The sequence below is a fragment of the Denitrobacterium detoxificans genome (genome assembly GCF_015062615.1).
Taxonomy (GTDB): domain Bacteria; phylum Actinomycetota; class Coriobacteriia; order Coriobacteriales; family Eggerthellaceae; genus Denitrobacterium; species Denitrobacterium detoxificans_A.
Map to the genome: position 1 here is coordinate 90349 of NZ_SUUH01000006.1, position 20404 is coordinate 110752.

Genomic DNA, 20404 nt, shown 5'->3' on the forward strand with positions numbered 1-20404 from the left:
AGCCCTCGTAATCCGACGAAGCCGCCTATCCTGGGCGGCTTCGTCGTGTTGAGGTGGCCGCGTGGGGGTGCTGTGCCTTGTTCGCGTTTGCAATTTGTCGGTTGCGTTAGGTTTGCCTATCTATGAGGTTTGAGCAGGTTATTGGCGGTATGCTGCAGCAAAATCAATCGAGGGAGATGCTGAATGCGATTCGAAGAGCGCGGATTGGAACACGGGAAGACGTTGCTCTTGCTGCCGGGGACGTGCTGCACGTGGCGCGTGAACTTCTCGACGGTGATGGGGCATTTCGAACAGCGGTACCATGTCATTGCCGTTGACTACGATGGGTTCGATGGCGACTCTGCTTCCGAATTCCCCGACATGATATCCGTGACCGAAAAGATCGAGCGCTACATTATGGAACGCCATGGCGGTCGCGTCGATGGAGCGTATGGTTCATCGCTGGGCGGTAGCTTCGTGGGCTTACTCGTGCAGCGCGAGCGCATTCACATCGACCACGCGTTCATTGGCAGCTCCGACTTGGACCAGGCGGGACGCATGGGCGCGGCGCTGCAAACGTTCGTTATTGGCCGCCTTGTGTATGCTGCCGGCCATTCTGCGAAGAAGCGCGAGCGTCTTATCAACTGGATCTATCCACCCAAGAAGGACGGCGAATCCGTGGGCATGCGCGCGTTCATGGAAGTCTGGGCCGAAAGCCTGGCAAGCGTGTCGAAGGCGACGGCGATGAACCAGTATAAAAGCGATGTGCTTACGCCGCTCGACACGCCCATCCACGTGGCAGGAACGACCTTCCACGTGATATACGCGCTGAAGATGGGACCGAAGTACGAGAGGCGCTATCGGCAGCACTTCAAGAGCCTCGACCTTATGCGCTACGACATGCAGCACGAGGAGTGGCTGTTCGATGCGGGTTCGAGCTTGCATGGCAGCGTACTTGCCGATATTGATGCACGTATGGGGCTGGTGTAGCAACAGCTCCATACGTGCATCTCTATACTTTGGCCTTTGTACGACCAGCTCGTTCCTTTTTCAGAAAAGGTAGTCCAGTGGCCTTCTGCGGGCGTCGTTTCGGCTTCTAAAGTGCTATCGAACTGGGAAAATGCAGTTAGGTTTTAAACGTCCGCTTTCCTTTTCTGAAAAAGGCGCAAGAGCGAAAGGAGCGAGAGGGGTTAGCCGATAGCCAACATGATGCGTGCTGCCAGCTCAACCAGGTGGACGTAATAGCCCTTGGGGGCAGCTTCGGCGACCGCAGTTGCAAATGCGTCTATCCAGGCCAGAGGATGTTCCTGAAAGAATTCGGACAGCACCTGTTCGTTTGCGCTCCCTACGGCAATGCGCTCGCAGAGCGTGGAGACATACAGCAGCTCTATGCCGATGTGGTCGGCATATTGGTTGCTTGCGCCCGAGGCATTGAGTCCGCTTTCCGCAAGGAGATGGCGCATTTGAATGGTGGCTTCGCCGAATCCCACCGAGCTCGTGCTGCGCCATGCGGTTTCCCATGGGGCGACCGCAGGTTTGGGCGGGCCAACAAACAGCTTGGCATATTCCACGGAGATAGCCTGCCGTACGTTTTCGCCCTGTTCCTGACGTTTCGACGCTGCCTGAGCGTATGCCGTGCATGCGCTTACGGCTTCGGCGACGGCGTCGTCGTTGAACGTGGGGAAGATGCTCCAAAAGGAGGGATCGAGCCCCAGGTCACTCGTTTGGCTTATTGGGGCAAGCAGGGAATTCCCCAGGAAGGCAAAGGCATCGGCCAGGTCGGGAAAGTTGGCGTTGGTAGGCATGGTGGTGGCCTTTCTGCGGAGGGAGAGAGCGGCTGGCCGTGGTGACCAGCCGCCCAAAGGTAAGAAAAGAAGGCGATTTACTCAGCCGTAGTGCTTTGCGTGTCGGCTGCGGGTTCGGCGGAATTGCGCTTCAGCATCTTGTTGGAGAGGATGATGAATGCGAGCGCGCCGAGCGAGATAACGCCCACGATTACGAGAATCTCAATGACAGTCGGGGCGTACGAGCCCGTTTGCGCCCACATGTTGGCTGCGTCTGCCTGAGCGGCGAACGTGCCGAGCGAAATGCCATTTGCGCCCTCAACGTTCGGCGTGATGAAGCTCGTGAGCAGGAGCCATACGCGCTTGGCGAATACGCCCAGCACCACCAACGCGCTTGCACCGATGACCAGCCCGCGCTTCTCGCGATTCTTGGAGAACACCAGAATCAGGAACGGAATGAGCAGGCCGCAGATGATCTCGAACCAGAAGAACGGCGCAGTTGCTCCCTGGAGCATGTGTCCCAGCTCCACGGCTTCGCCAGCACCGGGGTATGCCATGGTCAGCAGTTCGCAGCCAATGAAGAAGGCGTCCACGGCAATGAACACTGCGAGCAAGCCCGAAAGGCCCTTGAAGAGCTTGGCGCCTGTGGTGAAGATGCCCGCACGCTCGAGTGCGGCTAGGGCGATGATCAGCAGCGCAAGGCCAGAGTCCATGGCCGACGCCACGAAGATGGGTGCCATGATAGCCGAGTACCAGGCGCGTGCGATCTGCAGGCCGAAGATCCATGCGGTAACGGAATGGACGAGGATGGCAACGGGCAGGGCTATGCGCGAAAGAACTTCGACCTTGTGCTCATGCCCACGGATGATCAAAACCAGATCGAGGATGTTGATTACCAGGTAGATCGTGATGATCGTCATGTCCCATACCAACACCGACGAGGGGTTGGGGCCGGTCAGGATGCGCCACACACGCTGAATGCCGCCCAGGTCGAGCAGGATGAACAGGCCGGCGCAGCAGATGCACACCGTAGAGGTAATGACGGCGGGCAGTGCAACCTTCTTGAATTGTTCGATATTGAATACGTGAGCCGAGCTGGCTACGATCAGGCCGCCCGCGGAAAGACCCACGAACAGCATGAACATGATGATGTAGGCGCCCCACGAATTGATGTTGGACATGCCCGTCACGGCAAGGCCGTTTGCTAGCTGGTAGACCCAGGCTGAAATACCTGCAATGACGAGGATGGTCAGCGCCACCACGGCGCTTTTTGCCTTTGAAGAAGTAAACATCAGCGCGCTCCTATTCGAAGTAGTGAACTTTGGGACGCGTGCCCTTGTCCTCGAGGAGCACGTAAGCGTTGTTCTCGCGAATGGCGCGCGAGATGTCCGAATCGGGGTCGTCCAGGTCGCCGTAGATGCGCGCGTCGGTGGGGCAATTCTGCACGCACATGGGCTCGTCACCGCGGTCGGTGCGCTCCTTGCACAGCGTGCACTTCTCCATCACGCCGCGCGGACGTTCGGGAACGGAGGCCTCGCCGTAGTTAAAGCCCGTATCGCGTTTGGGCTCGGCCCAGTTGAACGTGCGTGCATTGTACGGGCATGCGGCCATGCACATGCGGCAGCCGATGCACTTGTCGTAGTCGATTTCCACGCGGCCCTTCTCGTCGGTGTACGTTGCGCCCGTGGGGCAAACGCGCTGGCAGGCGGGGTTGTCGCAGTGCTGGCAAGCCAGGGGTAGGTAGCGGCGGGAAAGGTGGGGAAAGGAACCCTGGGCTCCGTCGTACGTGTCAACGCCCTCGTTGAGCACGCGGTTCCACAGCATGCCGTCGGGTACGTTATTGCTCATCTTGCACGAAAGCGCGCAGGTTGAGCACCCGATGCAGCGATGGCGGTTAATCGCAATGGCGAGTCTCGTCATGGTCTATGCACCTACTTTCTTGATTTCGATGAGCGTGTCGTTGTACGGGATCATGGGGCCGAAGAGCAGGTCGTAGCCGCGTTCGGTCAGCTGGTCGTTGCTCACCGACTGCATGAGGGTGCCGTTCATGTACTGCGCGTACGTCGATTCCGCCATATATGCCATATCGGGCTGAATAGCGTCGCTGATCAGTACCTTCGTGCGGAAGCTACCGCGGCCGTTGAACACTTCAACGTCGTCGCCGTTGGACAGGCCGCGCGCGGCAGCGTCTACGGGGTTTAGCTCGATATGGGGCTCGTAGAACTGCTGGATCCACTTCGCACCCGAATAGCAGCTGTGCACGCGGAAGCGCGTACGGCTTTGCGTGAACATGAGCGGGTACTTTTCGCGGAGCGGATTGTCCACGTAGGCCTCCACGGGGCTTTCCCATGCGGGAAATGCCTGGCCCCAGCTCAGCATGTTCTCGTAGTAGGGCTCCTGCTTGCCGGAGGGGGTGTGGTAGTCCATGCCCACTTCGGGCCCCAGCGGGTCTTCGGTGCCCAGCAGCTTCAGCGCGCCGTTGGCCGCGGACAGCGCCTCGAGGCTGAAGCCCTCCACCATGGGGTCATCGCTCTTCAGCGTGGCGGCAGCGTATTCCTCGGCGGTGGCGGGGTAGAGTTCGCCGTAGCCCATGGCCTCGGCGATGCCCTTCTCGATGTAGAAGTCCTGCTTAGACTCGAAGAGCGGATCGATGATCTTCTGGTTTTGCAGGATGTAGCCGTTGGCGCACTTCACGCCACCTACGGAATCGGCGCTCTCGAATTTCGAGCAACTGGGGAGAATCATGTCAACGTAGTCGCATACCGAGCTGTGGTAGATGTCGGCAACGCAGATAAAGTCGAGCGAATTAATCCATTCCAGCGTCTTGTTCCAGTTCGCGGCCTTCTGCGTGGGGATGTCACCGAAGAACATGGCCGCATGCACCTTGTCGGTGCGCACCATGTCGTAGAAGCCAAGCGGACTGGGGCTGGGCGCCGCATCTTCGGGAAGCTTCCAACCTCCCAATTCAGCTTCGTAGGGTGTTACGTGGTAGCAGTAGATGCCGCATCCCGTGCCGCGCTTGCCGTAGTTGCCCGTGAGCGAGGCGATGAGCGCGTAGCAGTGACCTGCAATGTCGCTGGAGCCGTACTTGTCGATGCCGCCCACGCCGTTGCAGATGATCGAGGGGCCCTCGGCGTACTGCTCGGCAACGCTGGCGATCTGGCTAGCGGGAACGTTCGTGATCTTCTCGGCCCATTCCAGCGTGTATTCGGCCATTTCCTCGCGCAGGCGCGTGAATAGCGTACAGGCTTTGCGGCCGTTTACGGTAAACGTGCCCTCGAGTGCGGGGGTGGTGGCTTCCGAGAAGCGAACGGCGGCATTTTGCGCGCCATCCCAGACCATGAATTTCTTGGCGGGCTTTACGATATCCTCCGGCAATTCCGTTCCAGCGGCTTTGGCCTCTGCCGCAGCCTGCTCGTAGGCTGCCATGGCTTCTGCGGTGCCTGCCGGATCGGCGTCGAGCAGCTCACCCGTTTCAGCGTCGATGAGGAAGGGCAGGTGGGTGTTCGCCATGATGTGGTCGGTGTCGTACAGGCCTGCCTCCAGGATGTGATGCGTCATGCCCAGGAACAGCGCCGGGTCGGTGCCGGGGCGCAGTGCCACCCACTCGTCGGCTTTGGAAGCCGTGGTGGAGAAACGCGGGTCGCATACGATCATCTTGGTGCCGGCTTCCTGTGCTTGGAAGAAGCCGCGTGACCACATCATGCCCGTTTCTAGCACGTTGCAGTTCACCATGAGCACGGTTTTTGCCTGCGGCCATTCCCACATGGTGTTTAGCGCGAACATGCCCGAGAAGGCGAACGCCTGGTTCAGGCCATTGCCCTGGCCCATGTCGTAGCCGTTCATGCCGCCTGCCTGTGCATGCAGGATGGATGCGATGAGCGGCTTCAGACGCTGCTGGGCTTCAGTGGAGTACTGGATCCAGAGGGCGTCTTCCCCGTAGGTGTCCTGGCATTTCTTGAATTCCCGCGCGATAGTTTCGAACGCCTCGTCCCAGGTGATGACCTCGAATTCGCCGCTCCCTCGTTCGCCTACGCGGCGCATGGGCGACTGAATGCGCGCGTCGCCGTAGATGTGCTGAATCTCGGAAATGCCCTTCAGGCATACGTTGTGGAAACGATTGTCCTCGTTGGGTCGTGGCTCGATCATGCTCAGGCGTCCATCACGTACCGTGCACTTGAGCATGCAGTTACACAGGCAATGCTCGTTGTGGTAGGTGTACGCAACGCGCTCATCTGCGCTTTGGGCTACGGCCTTCGCTGGCGAAAGCCAGGTTTCGGCCGTGGCCATACCTCCGGCGCTGGCGGCGATGGCGCCCGTAGCGAGCGCTGTCTTCAAGAAGCCACGACGCGTGACTCCCTGACTACGATTCTGTAGTCCGTCCATTGCTTCCCTTCCTCTTCCAATTGCTTAGAGCTTGGGGCTCCTTCTCGATACCGGTTGCCCCAGGCAAACGGTATCGAGGGCGCAAACGTGCAACAATTGCCAGAATTGGGTTATGGTGCTTATGCCACGTTTTCGAAGAAGTGGTAATGGAATGCCGTGACGGATTTGATGCACAATGCCAGATATCGCGGCTGAGCAAGAGGGAGGGCACATGACCGCACGCCTAGATCCCAGATCGCTTAGAACGCGTGCGGCAATTCGCCGTGCGTTCGAAGACTTGATGGTCGAAAAGAATGCCGACCGCATCAAGGTAAAGGAGCTCACCGATAGGGCGGGCATCAACCGGAAGACCTTCTATCTGCATTACGAGACCATCGAGTCACTCTTTGACGAAGTGGTGACCGAGCTTATGGATGAGTTCTTCGAGCATTACGAAACGACCCCCGATAAGCCCAAGGATATCGACGGACATGCTCGTCGATTCTTCCTGTTTCTTGTCTCTCAGGGCGATCGTGCAGAGCGGCTGGTATGCCATGCGGGCAGCTACGATTTTGGTGGGCGCGTGTATGCCGAGCAGATGAATCGGTATCGACGGTTGGGCAAAGACCCGTTTGGTTGGTTGCCCGAGCCCGAGGAAGAGCTCGTGCTGAATTTCATCCGCACGACGGCACTCGACTTTTATCGGCAATGGGTGCGCGGCGGGCGTCTCGTGCCTCAAGAGCGCGCCGCTCAGTTGCTTGCTCATCTTACGTGCCAGGGCGTCGACGATCTTATGGAATAGCCTTCCTTGGTAACGTTGTGGAAGCATCTTCGCAGGTGCATGGCCAATTATGCGCGAACGGAGTATTGTTGCACGCAATGGCGCGTTTAGTCGTTTCGGGCGTATGGGTGGCAAGAGTGGCCAGCGTCGAAGAGCGGCAAGCGCCGTCCGGCCGTTTGAAGGGGTGCACATGAACGAAAACCTGCAGCGCGATGCCGCACGCGAAGACCAGCTCATCCTCGTCGATGCGCTCGATCGGCAGGTCGACATCGCAACGAAGGAGCGTGCGCACCGCGAAGGGCTTCTCCATCGTGCCTTTTCCGTCGTGCTGGTACGCCAGCCTGGGAACGATTCCGTGGATTGGGGTCGCCCCGCCGAGGTGGAACTCCTGCTTACCAAGCGTGCTGCCTGCAAGTACCATTCAGGCGGATTGTGGACGAACTCCTGTTGCTCGCATCCTCGTGCGGGGGAAACGCTTGAAGAGGCCTTGCCGCGCCGCGTTCGCGAAGAGCTAGGCGCGGGCATTGCGAACGTGCAGGAAATCGATTCCTTCATGTATCGCGCGCCGTTTCCCGATGGGCTGTGCGAGTACGAATACGACCACGTGTTTCTTGCCGAATGCGTGGGTGGCCTTACCCCCGACCCTACCGAGGTGGACGAAATGCGCTGGGTTGCATCGGGCGACCTGGCCGCCGAGCTTACCGATCATCCCGAGCGCTTCACGGCTTGGGCGTACACCGTATTGGCCAAGGCCCTGGCGCATGTGGAGCGTACCCTTCAGCGTATGCCCTAGCTAAAGGGCTAGCTGTTCTTTTTCTCCCCACGCGTGCGGAGCTTGTTGCGCAACGCCTCGAGCTGCGACGTGGCGGCGTCGGCACCTTTCACGCGGAAGCCCTTCACGCGCGTAACGCTGGTGCGCGCAAGCACGCCCACCTGCTCGGCGATTTCCCGGCGCGTAAGGCTGGTAAGGCGTTCGCGCTGTTCGGAGATGTTTTGGCCGGTCGCCACGGCCGATTCCACCCACTGGGTCATGCGCTCGTCGACGGTCGTCTCGATGCGTTTTGCCGCCTGCGCGAATTGCGTGAGCGCGGAAATGGTGAGCGTTGCGTCGACGGAAAGAAGCGCAACGAATACCAGGGCCATGATGTCCATGGCCATGCTTGGGATGTGGGCATTCACGCTCTGCGCGAACGGGAACAGCACGAAGTAGACGAGCAGGCCGCCAGCGCCGAACAGCAGCGATGCGGGTAGGCAGATGCGCCCATTCAGGTTGAGCGGCATGTTCGAATAATCCCACCAATAGGCATCGAAGATGGCCTCAAGCGCCCAGTGCGTGCCGTATTCCAGGGGCATGCTCCCCAGGCACGTGATCAGGAAGACGTGCCACCACTCAAGCTGAATGCCAGCTTGGTTCAGCAGCGAGCACGTGAGGATGGCCGCCATGGCGCCCGCGCCATAGATGGGGCAGATGGGGCCGTACAGGAAGCCGCGGTTTTGCCAGCTCTGCTCCTTGATGGTGCAGTAGATGGTTTCGTAAACCCAGCCCAGCAGGCTAAACGCCATGAACCAGACAACGCAGGCGCTTACCGACACAGGCTCTTCGCCTCCTTGCGCAAAAGCAGCGTTTCCAGAAGCGCGCAATACTTATCGGCAATGCAGAGCACCAGGGCTTCGCGGGTGCGCGGCGGGCGCGTGATGCCGATGGGCCACATGTGCGATTCGATGGCGCTGGCCGTGCGCTCGTTAATGCCGAAGCGGGCCTGGGCGTTGCGGCTTGCGCAGAGCGGATGCCGATACGAATGGCGCCAGCCGCTGCCGTGCCAGTCGTACAGGTAGAAGTCGTGGAGCAGTGCCGCGGTGGCAAGCGTGCGCTCGTCGGCGTGAAACCCCAGGTGACGGTTGATCCAGAAGCTTGCGTCGGTGACGTTGCGGCAATGCGCGTACGTCGATACGGCCCCGTGCTGCACGAAGTCGTTCATGCTCTGCACCTGCTCGTCGGCGTAGAGCGGTTCGAGCAAGGCGTCTAGCTCGCGTATTTCATCTGCGGAAAGCTTCATGGCGGCTAAGTATAGCGTTGCTTTGTGTAGGCCCTGCGGGGAATGGGCGTGGGGTGGGAGGCTCCCTAGTCGTCCTTGCTGCTGAAGGTCTTCGGGTTGAACGTTTCCACCAAGTCCACGAGCTGCTGCTTCTTATGCACGCCCAGCTTGCGGTACATGCGCTTCACGTGCGTGTTCACCGTGTTCTCGGAAACGAGCAGCTCTTCGGCTACGCGCTTGGCGGAATGGCCATGCACGAACATGTTCAGGATCTCGGCTTCGCGCTTCGAAAGCTCGTAATGCTCGGCCGCAAGGGCCACCTGCTTCGAAAGACGGTCCTGCACCTCGGCTTGCTTGCCTTCGCGATTGCCCGCAGAAGCGCGCTTGCGGGTTTCGGGCGTGGCCGACGTGGATACGAATTCCACGTGGTCGGCGCGCGGTTCGCCCGAGGCGGTGGGGGCGGATGCGTTGTGCGCCAGGTACATGGCGAAGGCCAGCACGTACGCCATGACGAAGGCACTGGCAATGGGCACGTCGGCGCCAGCGAATACCAGCTCCGAGGCGAATTGCCCGGTGATGAAACCGAAGTCGTGCATGGCGTAGATGATGGCGCCCGTAAATCCGTATACGAAGGCTACGGTAACGCCGCGCACGCGCGCCGCCTTCTCACATTGCATCATCATGATGATGATCGCGCAGCCGTAGATGGCGTAGGTAATGGCCGCGAAATATTGCAGGTACGCTTCGCCGAACAGGGGCATGAGCGCAATGAGCGCCATGAGGGCGGGGAAGATGATGCGGAAGAGCGTGACCGTGTTGATCTTCATGGGCCTGTTCGACCAGATTGCAAATAGGAGCAGGGACGATATGAGAACACCCACCATGGAGGCCATGTTCACCAGCTCGCCATTGGCGGGCGTGGACACGGCGATGGAGCGCATGACGCCGCTGGCGAAGCCCACCGATCCAATGCACACGGCGGCTTTCCAGTAGTCGCGGATGACCTGGCGATAGCTATTCTGCCTGGCGGCTTCGTTCTCGAAGCGCTCGAAGTGCTCGATTTCCTTCTCGTGGCCCTTACGTGCTTGCTTCATCGCCAGCGTGAACAGCGGCATGAACACCAGGGGCACCAGGTATACCGTCATGGCGATGGGGATGAGATACAGCGCGAAGTACACCAGCGGTGCATACGCCATGCCACGCAGCAGTTCCACCGAGCTCTTGCGTTCCTTGTCGGCGGCGAAGATGACGTTCCATCGCACGAAGAAGCCTGCCGTGTTGAAGCCAATGAGCACGCCGCCCAGCAGCGTGAGCTCCAAGACATGGTCGTTGACGTATGTTGCGGCGATAAGCGCAATCCAGCCGAGCGCGTAGCCAATGGAGTTGTGCTCGAGGAAACGATGCACGGGCCGGATGGTGTTGAAGCGTGTACAGAGGGTGCAGAGCACGAAGTAGAGCATGAAGGCAATCGACTGCGTGAGGAAGAACGAAACGGTGATCTCGCGCGCCTGAAAGCTCATGGGCAGGAAGGGGAAGACGCCACCCCAAATGACCGTTGCGTTAACGGCAACGAAGAGCGCGTAGCCTAGGCTGACATAGGTGGGCTTGATGCCCTTGAGGGTGGTTTTGATGGCCGCTTTCGTCATGCTCTCCCTTTTGATTCTTCCGTTGTGCCCATTCTTATCCGAAACGGCTTGCAATACAACGCCATACGCTTAAGTCACGTATTTTTGGTGACACATTGAACTGCGCGAATGCCTATAGTGGGCAACGAAATCGTCTGTTGCGCAACAGAGAGACGAGAAGCAACTCAAGCTGAAAGCAGACAGTTAGAGGAGGAAATTGATGAACGACGTCACTATGAATCGCCGGTCGTTCGTGAAGACTGCGGGTGCGCTTGGCGCGCTTGCAGCAGCCGGCGGGGCAATTAGTGCGGAAGGCTCCCTCTTTGGAGAGTCGTCTATCGCTCATGCAGACACAGAAGAGCAGACGGTATGGCAGCATTGCGGCGTTAACTGCGGTGGCGCGTGCGCGTTGCAGTGCCATGTGAAAGATGGCGCCATCGAATACGTGGAATCCGACAACACCGGTTCCAGCGACATGAATTCCGTTCAGGTGCGTGCATGCCTGCGCGGTCGTTCCATTCGCCGTTGGCTCCAGTCGCCCGACCGCCTGAACTACCCCATGAAGCGCGTGGCGGGCACCAAGCGCGGCGAGGGCAAGTACGAGCGCATCTCCTGGGATGAGGCTCTGGACACTATCGCCAGCGAGATGAAGCGTATCCGCAGCACGTATGGCGACACCGCCATGTACATCCACTACGCATCGGGCGTGTCCTCAGGCATCATCGCCGGCACCCCGGTCAACCGCCTCTTCAACCTTACCGGCGGTTACCTGAAGACCTACGGCTCCTACAGCTCCGCGCAGATCTCTGCCGCAGGCACCTACACCTACGGCGGCGGCAGCTATGGCAGCTCGTTCCTGACGCTGCAGGACAACGAGCTCGTGGTCATGTTCGGCAACAGCCCCGCCGATACCCGCATGGGTGGCGGCGGCCACACGTGGGACTTCGCTCGCATGCGCGAGGCGAAGAACCTGCGCGTCATCTGCATCGACCCCCGCATGAGCGACACGGTGTGCGGCCAGGGCGGCGAGTGGATCCCCATCGTTCCCGGCACCGACGGCGCGCTGTGCGCTGCGCTTGCTTACCAGTGGATCACCAACGACCAGGTGGACACCGAGTTCCTGCATAAGTACTGCGTGGGCTACGACGAGGAGACCCTGCCCGAGGACGCAAAGGGCAAGAACGCGTCCTACAAGGATTACATCCTGGGCAATGGCTCCGACAAGACGGCGAAGACCCCTGCCTGGGCTTCCGCCATCACGAAGATTCCCGAGCAGCGTATCATCGAGCTGGCCGATGAAATGGCCAAGGCCGATCCCGTGTACATCTGCCAGGGTTATGGCGTCGAGCGTCATTCCAATGGCGAAAACGCCGCTCGCTGCATCATGGTGCTGCCCCAGCTGCTGGGCCAGATTGGCAAGCCCGGCACGAACGACGGCCGTCGCGAAGGCTGCAACAGCATTCAGGCCATCGCAACGTTCCCCGCGGGCAAGAATCCCGTTCCCGATACCATCTCGTTCTACACGTGGCCCGATGCCATCGACCACGGCGAGCAGATGACCGCCACCAACGCGGGCGTCCAGGGCGTCGAGAAGCTTTCGAACTCCATTAAGTTCCTGTTCAACTATGGCGGCAATGCGCTCACCAACCAGCATTCCGACATCAATGCCACGCACGAACTGCTGCAGGACGAAAGCAAGTGCGAGTTCATCGTCACGTCGGAAGTGTTCATGACCGACTCCGCGAAGTACTCCGACATCATCATCCCCGACCTGGCCGTGCAGGAGCAGCTGGACATCTCGAAGGGCGGCTATGCCGACAACGACGAGGTCCTGTTCTTCTGCGACCCCGTGTACGAGCCCGTGGGCGAGCGTCGTGGCATCTACGAGGTGTGCACCGACCTGGCCGAGCGCCTGGGCGTGAAGGAGCAGTTCACCGAGGGCAAGACGCGCGAGGAATGGCTGCGCTCCCTGTACGAGCAGGCTCGCGAAAAGGACAGCACGCTCCCCACGTGGGAAGAGGGCTTCAAGATGGGCGTGTACAAGCGCGACACGAAGCCGAAGCTGTCGCTCGAGAAGTTCGTTGCCGACCCCGAGGCGAACCCCCTGCCCACCGAGTCCGGCAAGATTCAGATCTACTCCGAGAAGCTGGCCAAGTTCGCCCAGACCTGGGAGCTGAACGACGGCGACAAGATCACGGCTCTGCCTGAGTTCGACCCCGCGTTCGATAGCTACCTGGACGTAAGCGACGAGTACCCGCTGCTGCTGATGGGCTTCCACTACAAGGCGCACGTGCATTCCTCCTACAGCAACAACAGCGTTCTGCAGACCGCTGCCCTTCACCAGCTGTGGATCAACCCCGAAGATGCCCAGACGCGTGGCATCTCCACGGGCGACATGGTGAGCGTGAAGACCGAGCGTGGCGAAGTTCGCATCATGGCGAAGGTCACCAACCGCATCATCCCCGGCACGGTCGTCATGCCCCAGGGCATGTGGCACGATGCCGACATGGATGGCGACCGCATCGACAAGGGCGGCTGCATCAATACGCTTACCCGCTACCGTCCCACGGCCCTTGCGAAGGCTAACCCCCAGCATTCCAACGTGGCGCAGGTCGAGAAAGTGAGTGAGTAACGATGACCCAGTACGGCTTTCATTTCAATGCCAAGCGCTGCACGGGTTGCAAGACCTGCCAGCTCGCTTGCAAGGACTACAAGAACCTGGCGGACGACGTTTCCTTCCGCAAGGTGTACGAATACGGCGGAGGCGCTTGCGCGACTAACGCCGATGGCACGGTAAGCCCCACCACGTTCACCTACTACGTGTCGGTTTCCTGCCAGCACTGCGACAACCCCGCCTGCACGAAGGTGTGCCCCACGGGCGCTATGCACAAGGATGCCGAGACCGGCCTGGTCTCCGTTGACGAGAGCAAGTGCATTGGTTGCGGTTACTGCCATATGGCCTGCCCCTACAACGCTCCCAAGGTGGATCGTTCCGTGGGTCATTCGGTGAAGTGCGACGGCTGCAAGGACCGCGTGGCCGAGGGCAAGAACCCCATCTGCGTCGAGGCCTGCCCGCTGCGCGCTCTGGAGTTCGGCTCCGTCAGCGAGATTTCCTCCAATGGCGACCGCGCCGACATCGCGCCGCTGCCCCGCAAGTCCATCACGGACCCCAACCTGTACATCGTCGAACCGAATCATGCGCAGCCTTCGGACGCCAACAATGGCCTGCGCAGCGCCGACGGCATGGTTCAGAACTACCTGGAGGTGCTCTAAATGCAAACGGCTATCTCTGAACTGCCTCTGGCGCTGTTCACCACGTTCGTGCTGATTGGCGCGGGTGCCTTCGCGTTCCAGTCTCTGGTTGCGCTGGTTTCCGCCCCCGAGCAGGGTAAGGACGCCAAGGGCTTCTCGGCTGCCACGATTGCGCCGCTGGCTCTGGTGATCGTTGGCTTCATCTGCGCCTTCGCGCATCTTGCCAACCCGCTGAACGCCCCGTTCGCCCTTATGGGCGTTGGCTCTTCGCCCATGTCCAACGAGATCGCCATGGGCAGCCTGTTCACCGTGGTCGCCCTGGTCTTCGTGATCCTGGACGCCATGGGCAAGCTGCAGGGCGCCGCTCGTAAGGTGTTCAACGTGGCGCTTCTCGTGCTGGGCGTGCTGTTCGCCCTGTTCACGGGTCTTGCCTACTACGTGGAAACCATCATTTCCTGGGGTATGGCCTACACGGTGCTCGAGACGGTCGGCTTGTCGCTGTTCGCCGGTGGCGTGCTGGGCGCGTTCCTCGTGAAGTACCAGAGCGACGAAGCCCTTTCCGCTGGTTCCGCTCGCGCCATTGCGTTCGTGTTCGTGATTGGCGGTGCCGTCGTTGCCCTCGCCGCGCTCATGCTGCATGCATCTGCGGTATCTGGCTTCGAGACCGTGCTCTTCTCGGGCGCTGCGATCGTGTCCGCTGCCACGCCGGCGTTTGCATGTGCTGTGGTGTGTGGCGTCGTCGCCGTGGTGTGCGCTTGCGTGGGAATCGCGAAGGATGCAAAATGGGCTCTCCCGGCAGCGTGCGTCTTCGCGCTCGTAGCTGTGTTCTTCGCCCGCCTCGCGTTCTACGCGATTCAGCTCTCCGTGGCGCTGTAAGGGCGTATTGTACGTAACAACGCCGTAAGGGGGTGGATGCCGTGAACGACTTCGTATCGCTTGGCGCGCAATTTGCGTGGAACGAGGTATCGCTTGCGCTGTTCACGGCCCTGTCCCCCTCGGGCGTTTTCGCCGCCATCATCGTCGTTTGCTGGGCGATGAGCGGGGCGCTTTCGGAAAAGCAAAAGCGGAATATCGAGCGCAAGCTCTTTATTCCGCTTGTCGTTTCCATGGTGGGGCTCATTGCCTCGGCTTCCCATCTGGGCACGCCCAGCAACGCGCTCTATGCGCTGGCGGGCGTGGGCCGCAGCCCCCTTTCCAACGAGGTCGTTTCCGGCGTGGTCTTCCTGGGTCTGCTTGGCCCGTTCTGGTACTTCACGTTCAACGATGCTCCACGCGAGCGTCTGAAGCGCATATGGCGCATTCTTATCGTGATCACGGGCTTCGTCTTCGTTCTTTTCATTTCCCTGGCCTACTCGGTCGATTCCATCCCTTCCTGGAATCTGCCCCTGGTGCCCGTTGCCATTTGGCTGAATGCCTTGGTAGGTGGTCCGTTGCTCGCGCTGCTCACCATTGGCGTTGCGGGCGGCATCCGCCCCGAGCTGAAGTGCCGCGCAACGCTGCTGCCTATGGTTTCCGCCGTTGCCACCGTGTGCAACGTGGGCGTGTATGCCCTGTACGGTGCGCAATTACAGGATGTTGGCAACTTCACCATCATGGCGTCCGACCTGGTGCCCTTCTTTTGGCAGGCGGTGTGCCTGTTCGCCTTGCTTGCGGCCATGGGCGTCTTTCTTTCCTGGGCGTATCTGTTGCGTCTGCAGGGCAAGGCGTCGCCGCGCGCCGTCGTTTTGCCCGTTGCGGGTTGCGTGCTTTCGCTGTCCGGCATCTTTTTCATGCGCTTCGTCTTCTACATGCTGCATCTTACGTACGGTCTTGGGCTGTAGTACTGCCGCTTGGCAAAAACGCGCCACATTTTGTAAAAAATTCTTCGCTGTACAGGTCGCAAAGGCGCACGTGCGCGCGTGAAGCCGCGTTATGCCTGCATAGGATTACGTTCGCTTGAGCCATAAGGGCGCGCACGCGTGTTTCGCGTCTCGTTGGTGCTCATTTACCTGTACGGCGACGAATTTTTTCGTTTTGAGGCACGATTCTTGCCAGCGAGCCCCGTATTCTCCTTCGCGTATATACTACGGGGCGAGAAACGAAAGGAGCTTCCATGAGGAATGCCCGTATTGCCATTTTGCTTGCCCTGCTTGCCGCGGTGTTCTATGCCGTGAGCGCTCCGTTGTCGAAGATTCTGCTCGCGCACGTGCCGTCGACGTTCATGGCCTCGTTTTTGTATGCGGGCGCCGGCGTGGGCGTGGGCGTGATGTATGCGTTCCACTGGCAGCATGAAGCACCCGAAGAGCGCCTGACCCGTTCTGATTTTCCCTACGCCGTGGCCATGGTCGTTCTTGATATTCTGGCCCCCATCTTGCTCATGGCGGGCATTGCGTTTGGTACGGCTTCGAATGCCTCGTTGCTGGGCAATTTCGAAATCGTAGCCACGACGTTCATCGCGTTCCTGGCGTTTCGCGAGCCCGTGTCGAAGCGACTCTGGGTAGCCATCGCATTTATCGTGGTGGCGAGCATCGTGCTTTCATGGGGAGGAAGCGACTCGCTTACGTTTTCGCCTGGGTCGCTGCTCGTGCTGCTTGCCACGGTGTGCTGGGGTCTGGAAAACAACTGCACGCGCAAGATTGCAGATCGCAGCACGTATCAGATCGTGGTGCTCAAGGGGGTCTTTTCCGGCGGAGGCGCCTTTCTGGTCGCCTTGGCGCTGGGCGAGGCGATTCCCCCGCTTGCCTACGTGCTGCCGGCGATGGCGCTGGGCTTCGTGTCGTATGGCCTGAGCATTTTCGTGTACATTCGCGCGCAACGAACCCTAGGGGCCGCCAAGACGAGCGCGTATTACGCCATCGCCCCCTTTGTGGGCGCGTTGCTTTCGCTTGCCCTGCTGGGCGAGCCCCTTACGCCTACGTTTCTTGCTGCGCTTGCCATCATGGCTGCGGGCGCTGCCCTTGTGGTGGTGGATACGCTCGCGCATCGCCATTCGCATGAGCATACCCACGTAGTGGTGCACATGCACGATGGTGCTGTGCATACTCACGTAATTACGCATGCGCATGGGCACGTGCACTACGGCCTGGCGCGCGTGCATGGCCATCATCACAGCGGGGAAGAACTGCTTGGCGAGGGGCATGCGCGCAGTTAGCCCGCATCCTATCGGTCGCCGCGGTATCTAGTCATCGTGAAATAGCGAAAACGCCGTTGACGCGTCGCTTCTCTATGCTAGTATTTCTAAAACCTAGCAATGTACTAGGAATTAGAAACACAGGAGGAGAAGCGTATGTTGGAAGGTACGGCCAGCGTTACGGCAAAGCTGTGCTCGTTCGTGCGTGCCTATCATTGCGGGCACGACAGGCAGCGCGTATTCGATGATTTCCTTGCGCGCGACCTGATGGGCGATGCCGATTATCGGGAAATGCAACGTCTCGTTCAGGGCGAGTTTTCAATCGATTGTCCCGAAGGGCCCTGTAGCACCTACGATACCTGTCCGGCTGCGCGCTATTACCTTTCGCCTATCTTGCTGGGACGCGCTGCGTTTGCCGAGGACCTGCTTCAGCAATTTGCCCAGTCGAATGGCACATGCCAGTACGTTATCTGCGGTGCGGGGCTCGACACGTTCTTCCTGCGCAATGCCGATAGCAACATCCGCGTGTTCGAAATCGACCATCCCGATACGGGTAATTACAAGATGGATCGCCTAGAAACGCTGGGGTGGGGTACCCAGGCGAATGCAACGTTCGTTTCGGTGGACTTCAATAGGGAAAGCCTGAGCGAGCGCCTGCTCGAAAGCGGGTTCGACCCTTCGGTGCCTTCGTTTTTCGCGCTGTTGGGCGTCACGTATTACTTGGATCTCCCCGTGTTCGAACGCACGTGCCGCGACATCGCGGGGCTGCAGTGCCCGGGGAGCGTGCTCTGCTTCGACTTCCCCGACCAGAGCAGCCTGACAAGCGGGTATTCCGACCGCATCGAGCGACTGGCACATTTCGCGGAAAAGCTGGGCGAGCCCATGGCGGGCGGCTACCAGCTGGCCGATGTGGCAGCGCTGCTGAAGCGATGCGACATGAGCATTGATACCTACATGGCTCCCGCTGCCATTCAGAGCAAGTATTTCGAAGGAAGCCCTTCGAATCTGAAGGCATACGAGAGCATCCATTTCATTTCTACGGTTAAAGACGGCGTTCGCGCCTACGGTATGCAATAGCAAGGAGAAGTACATGAGCGCATACGAGCATTTTGATTCGGCGTTGATCCACGGAGGGGCCGGCATCGATGACCCCACGCATTCGGTGAACGTGCCGATTTACCAGACGTCTACGTTTGGCCAGCATCTACCAGGCGATTTCTATGGGTATGAGTATTCGCGCACGGGTAACCCCACGCGTGCGGCGCTCGAGTCTCTGGTTGCCGAGCTGGAGGGCGGCGAACGGGGCTTTGCCTTCGCATCTGGCATGGCGGCTCTTACGGCCGTGCTCTCGTTGTTCAAGACGGGCGACAAGGTAATCACCTCGAGCAACGTGTATGGCGGCACGTTCCGCGTGCTCGATAAGGTATTCAGCAACTTCGGCATCGACTACGTCATGGTTGACACGTCGGACGTTGCGGCGGTGGAGGAGGCGATCGACGAGCGCACGGTGGCGCTGCTGGTGGAAACGCCCGCAAACCCCCTGCTCACCATTACCGATCTGCGTGCGATTGCCCAGGTGGCGAAGAAGCACGGCTTGCTGGCAATAGCGGACAATACCTTCATGACGCCGTACCTGCAGCGTCCACTTGACTTTGGATTCGATATCGTTGTGCATTCGGCCACGAAATATCTGGGCGGGCATAGCGACGTTGTGGCCGGCTTGGCGGTCGTTGCCAACGCCGAGCTGGGCGAGCGCATCGCGTTCCTTCAGAATTCTACGGGCGGTGTGCTGGGGCCCTTCGATTCCTTCCTGCTGCAGCGCGGCATCAAGACGTTGGGCGTGCGCATGGATAGGCATGTGCGCAACGCTCAGGCCGTGGCCGCGTTCCTGCAGGGCCATCCGGGTGTGCGCGCGGTGTACTACCCCGGCCTGGAAGGCCATCCTGGGCATGACGTCAATGCGGCGCAAGCCAAGAACGGCGGCGTCATGATGTCGTTCGAGCTTGCCCAGGGCGCCGACATCAATGCCTTCTTCCTGGGCCTGGATCTGGTCGTGTTGGCGGAGAGCCTGGGCGGCGTCGAGTCGCTCGTGTGCCATCCGGCTACGATGACCCATGCGGCAATCCCCGCCGAGATTCGCAAGAAGGTGGGCATTTCCGACGAGCTCATTCGCCTGTCGGTGGGCATCGAGGACGAGCGCGACATCATTGCCGACCTGGGTCGCGCCATTGCGGCGGCGACGGGGAAGGAGGCCTAAGGTGGCTCGCTTCGAATCGACGCGCCAGCTCATTGGCAATACCCCTATTGTTCGACTGAACAACGTCGACGTCCCCGAAGGCGTCCAGCTCTACGCGAAGCTCGAGCTGTGGAACCCGAGCGGTTCCACGAAGGACCGCATTGGTCTGGCCATGTTGGACAATGCCGAGCGCGAGGGGCGCATTGCCCCTGGTGCGGCCATCGTGGAGGCTACGGCGGGCAATACTGGCCTGGGCATTGCATATGCGGCGCTCAATCGCGGATACAAGGTAATTCTGGTCATTCCCACGAAGTTTTCCCTGGAAAAGCAGGTGCTTTGCCGTGCGCTCGGTGCCGAAATCGTATCTACGCCGCGCGAAGAGGGCATGCTCGGCGCGGAAAAGCGCGCCCGCGAGCTGCGTGACAGCATCCCTGGGGCCATCTCGCTGGAGCAGTTCCGCAACATGAGCAACCCCCGTGCGCACTACGAGACGACGGGCCCCGAGATCTGGCGCGACATGGAAGGCCAGATTGACTACGTCGTGGCTGGTGCGGGCAGCGGCGGCACGTATTCGGGCGTACTGCGCTACCTGAAGGAGCAGAACCCGAACATCAAGGGCGTGCTGGCTGACCCCATTGGCTCCACGATTGGCGGCGGCGAGCATGGCGACTACGACATCGAGGGCATCGGCAACGACTTCGTGGCCGACACCATGGACATGAGCCTGGTCGACGAGGTGGTGAAGGTATCGGACGACGATGCCTTCAGGGCTACGAGGATTCTGGCGGCTCGCGAGGGCATCTTCGCAGGGTCGTCCTCGGGCGCGGCGCTGGCTGCCTCTCTGGCATTCGCGAAGCGCGGCGTGTCGGGCAACATCGTTACGATCTTCCCCGACCGCGGCGATCGGTACTTCACCTCGAACTTGTACGCGCCGTTTGAATAAGGCATGTGGCGCGTGCGTTTGAAGGCCCTGGAGCAGGTTGCTCCAGGGCCTTTTGTGCTGTTCGTGGCGGACGTTTTGCAGTCCCTATCTCCGATTGGCCATTTGGTTTTTGCCGCTCTCCATGCGGTTCTGACCTACGTCGAGGCTTGGGGCCGACGCTGGCCTTCGGCCGGTTTGAAAGAGCGCTTTGCGCTGGCTATGCGCGGGCACAAGAAGGGCCGCCTGCTGGAAGGAGACGAGAAGACTTTTGCAGGCGGCCTGTATGGAGAAGGCGATATGGAATAGGGGGCGAGG

Annotated in this window: 19 protein-coding genes; 12 read left to right on the forward strand and 7 right to left on the reverse strand. The window is 60.1% G+C overall.

The features are described from left to right. Positions 1-183 precede the first annotated feature (183 nt). Positions 184-969 (forward strand): alpha/beta fold hydrolase, encoded by a 786-nt coding sequence (locus tag E7002_RS07880; protein ID WP_303728334.1) that lies wholly within the window; start codon positions 184-186, stop codon positions 967-969. A gap of 200 nt (positions 970-1169) precedes the next feature. Here E7002_RS07880 and E7002_RS07885 read toward each other — a convergent pair whose 3' ends face one another. From E7002_RS07885 to E7002_RS07900, 4 genes are all read right to left on the reverse strand, one after another. Then, entirely contained in the window at positions 1170-1784 is a 615-nt protein-coding gene (locus E7002_RS07885) for a molecular chaperone (RefSeq protein WP_303728335.1), read from the reverse strand. Between the two features lie 77 nt (positions 1785-1861). Beyond that, positions 1862-3055 (reverse strand): NrfD/PsrC family molybdoenzyme membrane anchor subunit, encoded by a 1194-nt coding sequence (gene nrfD / locus E7002_RS07890; protein ID WP_303728336.1) that lies wholly within the window; start codon positions 3053-3055, stop codon positions 1862-1864. Positions 3056-3065: 10 nt separating this feature from the next. Continuing rightward, on the reverse strand, positions 3066-3683 hold the full coding sequence (locus E7002_RS07895) for a 4Fe-4S dicluster domain-containing protein (RefSeq protein WP_303728338.1): 618 nt from the start codon (positions 3681-3683) through the stop codon (positions 3066-3068). 3 nt (positions 3684-3686) lie between these two features. After that, a complete protein-coding gene (locus tag E7002_RS07900; protein ID WP_303728339.1) occupies positions 3687-6149 on the reverse strand; it encodes a molybdopterin-dependent oxidoreductase in 2463 nt (820 codons plus the stop codon). A gap of 211 nt (positions 6150-6360) precedes the next feature. On the opposite strand from E7002_RS07900, the gene E7002_RS07905 reads away from it, so the two are divergent. Continuing rightward, a complete protein-coding gene (locus E7002_RS07905; protein WP_074777070.1) occupies positions 6361-6930 on the forward strand; it encodes a TetR/AcrR family transcriptional regulator in 570 nt (189 codons plus the stop codon). Positions 6931-7099: 169 nt separating this feature from the next. Then, entirely contained in the window at positions 7100-7702 is a 603-nt protein-coding gene (gene idi / locus E7002_RS07910) for an isopentenyl-diphosphate Delta-isomerase (RefSeq protein WP_303728340.1), read from the forward strand. Between the two features lie 8 nt (positions 7703-7710). Here idi and E7002_RS07915 read toward each other — a convergent pair whose 3' ends face one another. The 3 genes from E7002_RS07915 to E7002_RS07925 form a co-directional block, all read right to left on the reverse strand. After that, positions 7711-8502, reverse strand: coding sequence for a putative ABC transporter permease (locus tag E7002_RS07915; RefSeq protein ID WP_303728341.1), 792 nt, complete (start codon positions 8500-8502; stop codon positions 7711-7713). Further along, positions 8493-8966 carry an HD domain-containing protein gene (locus E7002_RS07920; RefSeq protein WP_303728342.1) on the reverse strand — a complete coding sequence of 158 codons (474 nt, stop codon included), beginning with the start codon at positions 8964-8966 and terminating at the stop codon, positions 8493-8495. The genes E7002_RS07915 and E7002_RS07920 overlap by 10 nt, the downstream gene beginning before the upstream one ends. Positions 8967-9031: 65 nt before the next feature. Next, positions 9032-10591, reverse strand: a complete 1560-nt coding sequence (locus E7002_RS07925) for a helix-turn-helix transcriptional regulator (RefSeq protein WP_303728343.1) — start codon at positions 10589-10591, stop codon at positions 9032-9034. A gap of 199 nt (positions 10592-10790) precedes the next feature. Between E7002_RS07925 and E7002_RS07930 the strand changes: the two genes are divergently transcribed. The 9 genes from E7002_RS07930 (at position 10791) to E7002_RS07970 (ending at position 20395) form a co-directional block, all read left to right on the forward strand. Further along, a complete protein-coding gene (locus E7002_RS07930; protein WP_303728344.1) occupies positions 10791-13202 on the forward strand; it encodes a DMSO/selenate family reductase complex A subunit in 2412 nt (803 codons plus the stop codon). A gap of 2 nt (positions 13203-13204) precedes the next feature. Continuing rightward, a complete protein-coding gene (locus tag E7002_RS07935) occupies positions 13205-13843 on the forward strand; it encodes a DMSO/selenate family reductase complex B subunit (RefSeq protein WP_303728345.1) in 639 nt (212 codons plus the stop codon). Continuing rightward, on the forward strand, positions 13844-14698 hold the full coding sequence (locus tag E7002_RS07940; protein ID WP_303728346.1) for a DmsC/YnfH family molybdoenzyme membrane anchor subunit: 855 nt from the start codon (positions 13844-13846) through the stop codon (positions 14696-14698). It abuts the gene before it with no gap. A 41-nt stretch (positions 14699-14739) separates the two neighbouring features. Continuing rightward, positions 14740-15642, forward strand: a complete 903-nt coding sequence (locus tag E7002_RS07945) for a DmsC/YnfH family molybdoenzyme membrane anchor subunit (protein WP_303728348.1) — start codon at positions 14740-14742, stop codon at positions 15640-15642. Positions 15643-15914: 272 nt separating this feature from the next. Continuing rightward, positions 15915-16952: a DMT family transporter gene (locus E7002_RS07950; protein ID WP_303728349.1), complete on the forward strand. Its 1038-nt coding sequence runs from the start codon at positions 15915-15917 to the stop codon at positions 16950-16952. A 135-nt stretch (positions 16953-17087) separates the two neighbouring features. Next, the gene (locus E7002_RS07955) at positions 17088-18008 is read left to right on the forward strand and encodes a class I SAM-dependent methyltransferase (protein WP_303728350.1); all 921 of its coding nucleotides are present in this window, start codon (positions 17088-17090) and stop codon (positions 18006-18008) included. A 13-nt stretch (positions 18009-18021) separates the two neighbouring features. Continuing rightward, positions 18022-19188: a PLP-dependent aspartate aminotransferase family protein gene (locus E7002_RS07960; protein ID WP_303728351.1), complete on the forward strand. Its 1167-nt coding sequence runs from the start codon at positions 18022-18024 to the stop codon at positions 19186-19188. 1 nt (position 19189) lies between these two features. Beyond that, complete coding sequence (locus E7002_RS07965; protein ID WP_066664279.1) at positions 19190-20110, forward strand: PLP-dependent cysteine synthase family protein; 921 nt, start codon at positions 19190-19192, stop codon at positions 20108-20110. A 12-nt stretch (positions 20111-20122) separates the two neighbouring features. Next, positions 20123-20395 (forward strand): hypothetical protein, encoded by a 273-nt coding sequence (locus E7002_RS07970; protein WP_303728353.1) that lies wholly within the window; start codon positions 20123-20125, stop codon positions 20393-20395. Positions 20396-20404 lie beyond the last annotated feature (9 nt).

What these genes read in the sequence shown, in the direction of transcription:
- E7002_RS07880 (WP_303728334.1), top strand. Translation starts at nt 184, where the DNA reads ATGCGATTCGAAGAGCGCGGATTGGAACACGGGAAGACGTTGCTCTTG.
- E7002_RS07885 (WP_303728335.1), bottom strand. Translation starts at nt 1,784, where the DNA reads ATGCCTACCAACGCCAACTTTCCCGACCTGGCCGATGCCTTTGCCTTC.
- nrfD (WP_303728336.1), bottom strand. Translation starts at nt 3,055, where the DNA reads ATGTTTACTTCTTCAAAGGCAAAAAGCGCCGTGGTGGCGCTGACCATC.
- E7002_RS07895 (WP_303728338.1), bottom strand. Translation starts at nt 3,683, where the DNA reads ATGACGAGACTCGCCATTGCGATTAACCGCCATCGCTGCATCGGGTGC.
- E7002_RS07900 (WP_303728339.1), bottom strand. Translation starts at nt 6,149, where the DNA reads ATGGACGGACTACAGAATCGTAGTCAGGGAGTCACGCGTCGTGGCTTC.
- E7002_RS07905 (WP_074777070.1), top strand. Translation starts at nt 6,361, where the DNA reads ATGACCGCACGCCTAGATCCCAGATCGCTTAGAACGCGTGCGGCAATT.
- idi (WP_303728340.1), top strand. Translation starts at nt 7,100, where the DNA reads ATGAACGAAAACCTGCAGCGCGATGCCGCACGCGAAGACCAGCTCATC.
- E7002_RS07920 (WP_303728342.1), bottom strand. Translation starts at nt 8,966, where the DNA reads ATGAAGCTTTCCGCAGATGAAATACGCGAGCTAGACGCCTTGCTCGAA.
- E7002_RS07925 (WP_303728343.1), bottom strand. Translation starts at nt 10,591, where the DNA reads ATGACGAAAGCGGCCATCAAAACCACCCTCAAGGGCATCAAGCCCACC.
- E7002_RS07930 (WP_303728344.1), top strand. Translation starts at nt 10,791, where the DNA reads ATGAACGACGTCACTATGAATCGCCGGTCGTTCGTGAAGACTGCGGGT.
- E7002_RS07935 (WP_303728345.1), top strand. Translation starts at nt 13,205, where the DNA reads ATGACCCAGTACGGCTTTCATTTCAATGCCAAGCGCTGCACGGGTTGC.
- E7002_RS07940 (WP_303728346.1), top strand. Translation starts at nt 13,844, where the DNA reads ATGCAAACGGCTATCTCTGAACTGCCTCTGGCGCTGTTCACCACGTTC.
- E7002_RS07950 (WP_303728349.1), top strand. Translation starts at nt 15,915, where the DNA reads ATGAGGAATGCCCGTATTGCCATTTTGCTTGCCCTGCTTGCCGCGGTG.
- E7002_RS07955 (WP_303728350.1), top strand. Translation starts at nt 17,088, where the DNA reads ATGTTGGAAGGTACGGCCAGCGTTACGGCAAAGCTGTGCTCGTTCGTG.
- E7002_RS07960 (WP_303728351.1), top strand. Translation starts at nt 18,022, where the DNA reads ATGAGCGCATACGAGCATTTTGATTCGGCGTTGATCCACGGAGGGGCC.